This window comes from Angustibacter peucedani, assembly GCF_054779595.1.
On sequence record NZ_BAAGXY010000098.1, the window covers coordinates 1 to 6,436 of the forward strand.

Below are 6,436 nucleotides of genomic sequence, written 5' to 3' on the forward strand. Positions count from 1 at the left end.
CGTCCCGCCGCGCCTGGCCGAGCAGGTCGCCGCGGCGGCGCCGATCGCGGCCGCCGACCGGATGCGCACCGCGCTGCTCGCCGCCGTCGGGCACGACCTGCGCACGCCGCTCGCGTCGGCCAAGGCGGCGGTGACCAGCCTGCGCGGGACGGACGTCGAGTGGTCGGACGAGGACCGCACCGAGCTGCTGCTCACGGCTGACGAGTCCCTCGACCGGCTCGCCCGCCTGGTGGACGACCTGCTCGACATGAGCCGCCTCAACGCCGGCGCCATGTCGGTGCTGCGCCGACCGGTGGCGCTGGACGAGGTGGTGCCGATCGCGCTCGACGACCTGGGGCCGGCCGGGCGGCAGGTCGTGGTCGACGTCCCGGACGACCTGCCGGAGGTGCAGGCCGACCCCGGGCTGGTCGAGCGCGTCGTCGGCAACCTCGTGGCCAACGCGGTGCGGTACAGCCCGCCCGGCCGGCCGCCGTCCGTCACCGGCAGCACGCTGGGTGGCACGGTCGAGCTGCGCGTCGTGGACCGCGGGCCGGGCATCCCCGACGACCAGCTCGACCGGGTGTTCGTGCCGTTCCAGCGGTTGGGGGACAACGACAACACCACCGGGGTCGGTCTGGGACTGGCGCTGTCGCGCGGCCTCGCCGAGGCGATGGGCGGGACGCTGGTGACGGAGGAGACGCCCGGCGGCGGGCTGACGATGGTGCTCTCGCTGGAGGTGGCGCAGTCGTGAAGGTGCTGGTGGTCGACGACGAGCCGCAGATCCTGCGCGCGCTCGCGATCAACCTGCGGGCGCGCCGCTACGAGGTGACCACCGCGGCCAACGGCACCGACGCGCTGGCCCTCGCGGCCCGGCACCGGCCGGACGTCGTCGTGCTCGACCTCGGGCTGCCCGACATGGACGGCGTGGACGTCGTGCGCGGGCTCCGCGGCTGGACGACCGTGCCGATCGTGATCCTGTCCGGGCGCGGTGACAGCATCGACAAGGTCGATGCGCTGGACGCCGGGGCCGACGACTACGTGACCAAGCCGTTCTCGGTCGACGAGCTGCTGGCCCGGCTGCGGGCGGTGTCGCGCCGGGCCGCAGGGGTCGAGGAGTCGATGCCCGTCGTGACGTTCGGCGCGACGACGGTCGACCTGTCCCAGCGCCGCGTGACCGCCCGCGACGGCGAGCAGGCGCGCGAGGTGCGACTCACGCCCACCGAGTGGAAGCTGCTCGAGGAGCTGCTGCGCCACCCCGGCAAGCTGCTCAGCCGGCAGCACCTCCTGCAGGAGGTGTGGGGACCGGGGTACGAGAGCGCCGAGGCCAACCTGCGGCTCTACATGGCTCAGCTGCGCCGCAAGCTCGAGGTCGACCCGGCGCGGCCGCAGCACCTGCTGAACGAGCCAGGGCTGGGTTACCGGTTCGAGCCGGACGGCCGCCCGGCGTAGCGTGCGAGGGACGGAAGGTCCGCGGGCGAGGGAGGCAGCATGACGACGGGGACGGCGCAGATCGGCGTGACGGGGCTGGCCGTCATGGGGCGCAACCTGGCCCGCAACCTCGCGCGGCACGGGTACACCGTCGCGCTGCACAACCGCACGCACGCGCGCACCGAGAGCCTGGTCGCCGAGCACGGCGACGAGGGCACGTTCGTGCCGAGCGAGGAGCTCGCGGACTTCGTGGCCTCGCTCGAGCGACCGCGCGCCGTGGTGGTGATGGTGAAGGCAGGCGAGCCCACCGACGCCGTCATCGACGAGCTGGTGCCGCTGCTCGACGAGGGCGACATCGTGGTCGACTGCGGCAACGCGCACTTCGCCGACACCCGGCGTCGCGAGGAAGCGTTGCAGCGCAAGGGGATCCACTTCGTCGGGTCCGGAGTGTCGGGCGGCGAGGAGGGCGCGCTCAACGGGCCGTCGATCATGCCCGGCGGCTCGGCCGAGTCGTACGAGAAGCTCGGCCCGATCTTCGAGTCGATCGCGGCCGAGGTCGACGGCACGCCGTGCTGCGTCCACGTCGGGCCGGACGGCGCGGGCCACTTCGTCAAGATGGTGCACAACGGCATCGAGTACGCCGACATGCAGCTCATCGCCGAGGCGTACGACCTGCTGCGCAGCGGGCTCGGCGCCTCGCCGTCCGAGATCGCGGACGTGTTCCGCGAGTGGAACTCCGGCGACCTCGAGTCCTTCTTGATCGAGATCACGGCCGACGTGCTGGCGCACACCGACGCCGCCACCGGGAAGCCGTTCGTCGACGTCGTGCTGGACCAGGCCGAGCAGAAGGGCACGGGGCGCTGGACGGTGCAGAGCGCGCTCGACCTCGGCGTGCCGATCACCGGCATCGCGGAGGCGACGTTCGCCCGCTCGCTGTCGGGACACGCCGAGCAGCGGGACGCGGCGGCGCAGACGTTCTCGGCGCCCGCGGCCGAGGGGTTCGCCGACGACCGCGACGCGTTCGTCGACGACGTCCGCAAGGCGCTGTACGCCTCGAAGGTGGTCGCGTACGCGCAGGGCTTCGACCACATCGCGGCGGGCAGCGACGAGTACGGCTGGGACGTCGACCGCGGCGCCATGGCGACGATCTGGCGCGGCGGCTGCATCATCCGCGCCCGGTTCCTCGACCGGATCCGCGAGGCGTACGACGCCGACCCCGACCTGCCGAGCCTGCTCGTCGCGCCGTACTTCGCGCAGGCCGTGCAGGACGGCGTCGACAGCTGGCGCCGGGTCGTGGTCGCGGCGGCGCGGGCGGGCGTGCCGACCCCGGCGTTCTCGTCGTCGCTGGCCTACTACGACGGGCTGCGACGTCCGCGCCTGCCGGCCGCGTTGATCCAGGGGCTGCGCGACAACTTCGGCGCGCACACCTACCACCGGGTCGACCGCGACGGCGCCTTCCACACCACGTGGGCCGGTGACCGCACCGAGCAGGAGGCCTGATGGTCGCCGGGCACGAGCGGCCGGACGGCGTCGACGACGCGACGGTCGAGGCGGTCGGCAAGCTGAGCGAGGCCCTCGAGACGGTCGAGCGGGCGCGGGGCCACCTGTACTCGTTCCACCAGCTGACCGGCAGCGCCGACCTGGCCCTGGGCGAGGCGGTCGACGGGCTGCGCGACGCCGGCCACGTCGAGCTCGCCGACCGGCTGGCCACCGACCTGGTCGGCCGCAACGTGCTGCCCGGGCGGTGGACCTTCCAGGTCGTCGAGGAGTACGACGACGGGTACTGGTCGGTGTTCCGCGAGCACGAGCGGGTGGTGCGCGAGGCGCTGGTCGGAGGCACGCGGCACGTGTTCGAGGCCGAGATGAAGGACGACCGACGCACCCACGGACGGCCGGGCCACGAGGCGGCGCCGGGCAGCGACGCCTGATCTTGACCGGTTCCAGAAACCTCGGCAGACTGCCGCTCGTGGCGACCGGCCCCGAGTTCTCGACGGCCCCCTACGAGGGGCTGCTGCGCGGGGCCTCGTTGCGGGTGACCCGCCCGCGGCTGGCGGTGCTGGCGGCGGTGCACGACCACCCGCATGCCGACACCGACTCGATCATCGGCGCCGTGCGCGCCGACCACGGCGACGTGTCGCACCAGGCGGTCTACGACGTCCTGCGGGTGCTGACCACCGCCGGGCTGGTGCGGCGCATCCAGCCGTCCGGCTCGGTCGCGCGCTACGAGTCGCGCGTGGCCGACAACCACCACCACGTCGTGTGCCGCAGCTGCGGCACCATCGAGGACGTCGACTGCGCCGTCGGCGAGGCCCCGTGCCTGACGGCGTCCGACGACCACGGCTTCGACCTCGACGAGGCCGAGGTCGTCTTCTGGGGACGCTGCCCGCGCTGCCGCGCCGCCGCGTCCCCGTCCGTTCCTGCTCCCCCGACCACCAGCTCCACCGACTGAAGAGAGCGAGATCGCACCGTGTCTGCCAGCGAGAGCGAGAACCCGGCCATCCCTGCCCCCGAGCCGGCGACCGAGGGACGACGTCCCCGCACCAACAGCGACTGGTGGCCGAACCAGCTCGACCTGAAGGTGCTGAACCAGCACGGCGCGCGGCCCACCCCGATGGACGACGGGTACGACTACCGCACGCTCGTCCAGGGCCTGGACGTCGAGGCGCTCAAGCGTGACGTCTTCGAGGTCATGACGACGTCGCAGGACTGGTGGCCGGCCGACCACGGCCACTACGGCCCGCTGTTCATCCGGCTGAGCTGGCACGCGGCCGGCACCTACCGGATCCAGGACGGCCGCGGCGGCGCCGGCGACGGTGCGCAGCGGTTCGCGCCGCTCAACAGCTGGCCCGACAACGCCAACCTGGACAAGGCGCGCCGCCTGCTCTGGCCGGTGAAGAAGAAGTACGGCCAGCAGATCTCGTGGGCCGACCTGCTGGTGTTCGCCGGCAACTGCGCGCTCGAGTCGATGGGCTTCGAGACGTTCGGCTTCGCCTTCGGCCGCGACGACGTGTACGAGCCGCCGGAGGTCATCTGGGGTCCCGAGGACACCTGGCTCGGCGACGAGCGCTACGCCGGTGACCGCGAGCTGCAGGGCCCGCTCGGCGCCGTCCAGATGGGGCTGATCTACGTCAACCCCGAGGGCCCGAACGGCGAGCCCGACCCGCTGAAGTCGGCGCGGGACATCCGCGAGACGTTCCGCCGCATGGCGATGAACGACGAGGAGACCGTCGCGCTGATCGCCGGCGGGCACACGTTCGGCAAGACGCACGGCGCCGCGAAGGCCGACCACGTCGGACCGGAGCCCGAGGGCGCCTCGCTCGAGGAGCAGGGCCTGGGCTGGCGCAACACGTACGGCACGGGCAAGGGCGACGACACCATCACGTCCGGCCTCGAGGTCACCTGGACGGCGCACCCGACCCGCTGGGACAACGAGTTCTTCCAGAACCTGTTCGGCTACGAGTGGGAGCTGTTCGACTCCCCCGCCGGTGCCAAGCAGTGGCGACCGGTCGACGGCGGCGGCGCGGGCACCGTGCCGCTGGCGCACGACGCCAGCTCCAAGCGCGAGCCGCGCATGCTCACGTCCGACCTCGCGCTGCGGGTCGACCCGGCGTACGAGGCGATCTCGCGGCGGTTCCTGGAGGACTCCGAGGCGTTCCGGTTGGCGTTCGCCAAGGCCTGGTACAAGCTGCTGCACCGCGACATGGGCCCGGTCACCCGCTACCTCGGCCCCTGGGTTCCGGAGGCTCAGCTGTGGCAGGACCCGGTGCCGGCCGTCGACCACGAGCTCGTCACGGACGACGACGTCGCGACGCTGAAGCAGGCCCTGCTCGACTCGGGGCTGAGCGTGCAGCAGCTCGTCGGGACGGCGTGGGCCGCGGCCGCGAGCTTCCGCGGCACCGACAAGCGCGGTGGGGCCAACGGCGGCCGGATCCGGCTCGAGCCGCAGCGCAGCTGGACGTCGAACGACCCCGAGGCGCTGAGCGAGGTGCTCGAGGTGCTCGAGCGGGTCAAGAGCGACTTCGACGGCGGTGCCTCCGGACGCCGGATCTCGTTCGCAGACCTCGTCGTGCTCGGCGGCGTCGCGGCGGTCGAGAAGGCGGCGAAGGACGCCGGCTTCGAGGTCACCGTGCCGTTCGCGCCGGGCCGCACCGACGCGTCGCAGGAGCAGACGGACGTCGAGGCGTTCTCGGTGCTCGAGCCGCGGGCGGACGGGTTCCGCAACTACGTCCGGGACGGCGAGAAGCTGCCCCCCGAGACGCTGTGGCTCGACCGCGCCAACCTGCTGGACCTCACCGCGCCGCAGGCCTCGGTGCTCGTCGCCGGCCTGCGCGCCATCGGCGCCAACCACGGTGGCACCTCGCACGGCGTGCTGACCGACCGGCCGGGCACGCTGACCAACGACTTCTTCGTCACCCTGCTCGACCAGGGCACGACGTGGAAGGCGTCGGCCACCGACGAGGGCGTCTACGAGGGCCGTACCGCGGGCTCGGACGACGTGCGCTGGACCGCCACCGCCGTCGACCTCGTCTTCGGCGCGAACTCCGAGCTGCGCGCGCAGGCCGAGGTCTACGCGGCCGACGACGCGCAGGAGAAGTTCGTCCGCGACTTCGTCGCCGCCTGGGACAAGGTCATGCGCCTGGACCGTTTCGACCTCGTCTGATCCGCCGGACCCGCTCCGCCTGGTCCACCCGCACCACCCCCGCGCGCCCTGCTCGTCCGTCGAGCAGGGCGCGCGGTCGTCCGCCCTCATCGGCGCAGCCGCACGAGGAAGCGTCGGACGAGGTGGTCGACCGCTGCGGTGGCTTTGCTCGGTGCTGCTGGTGGGGTTGGGTGTGGTGGTTGGTCTGACGGATCGCTTGACCAGACGATGTGCCCGTCGACGAGGCGGGCCGTCATGCCGGTGGCGTGGACGTGGCGGTGGTGGCGCCCGCACACCAACGTGCCGGTGGCGACGGAGGTCTTCCCGCCCTGGCTGAACGGGGTGGTGTGGTGGACGTCGCACCAGGCCGGTGGCGCGGTGCAGCCGGGG

Annotated in this window: 6 protein-coding genes; all 6 read left to right on the forward strand. The window is 73.0% G+C overall.

Annotated elements, in window-relative coordinates; translation table 11 throughout:
- Nucleotides 1-730 (forward strand): sensor histidine kinase (locus ACYVJ4_RS15930; RefSeq protein ID WP_460461123.1); only part of this gene is annotated, 730 nt, incomplete at its 5' end.
- Nucleotides 727-1,428 (forward strand): response regulator, encoded by a 702-nt coding sequence (locus ACYVJ4_RS15935; protein ID WP_460461124.1) that lies wholly within the window; start codon nt 727-729, stop codon nt 1,426-1,428. The genes ACYVJ4_RS15930 and ACYVJ4_RS15935, both read left to right, overlap by 4 nt.
- 39 nt (nt 1,429-1,467) lie before the next feature.
- Nucleotides 1,468-2,907, forward strand: coding sequence for an NADP-dependent phosphogluconate dehydrogenase (gene gndA, locus ACYVJ4_RS15940; protein WP_460461125.1), 1,440 nt, complete (start codon nt 1,468-1,470; stop codon nt 2,905-2,907).
- Nucleotides 2,907-3,335 carry a hypothetical protein gene (locus ACYVJ4_RS15945; RefSeq protein WP_460461126.1) on the forward strand — a complete coding sequence of 143 codons (429 nt, stop codon included), beginning with the start codon at nt 2,907-2,909 and terminating at the stop codon, nt 3,333-3,335. Before gndA ends, ACYVJ4_RS15945 begins: the two co-directional genes overlap by 1 nt.
- 38 nt (nt 3,336-3,373) lie before the next feature.
- The gene (locus ACYVJ4_RS15950) at nt 3,374-3,856 is read left to right on the forward strand and encodes a Fur family transcriptional regulator (RefSeq protein ID WP_460461127.1); all 483 of its coding nucleotides are present in this window, start codon (nt 3,374-3,376) and stop codon (nt 3,854-3,856) included.
- Nucleotides 3,857-3,874: 18 nt separating this feature from the next.
- On the forward strand, nt 3,875-6,067 hold the full coding sequence (katG, locus tag ACYVJ4_RS15955) for a catalase/peroxidase HPI (RefSeq protein ID WP_460461128.1): 2,193 nt from the start codon (nt 3,875-3,877) through the stop codon (nt 6,065-6,067).
- Nucleotides 6,068-6,436: the final 369 nt, after the last annotated feature.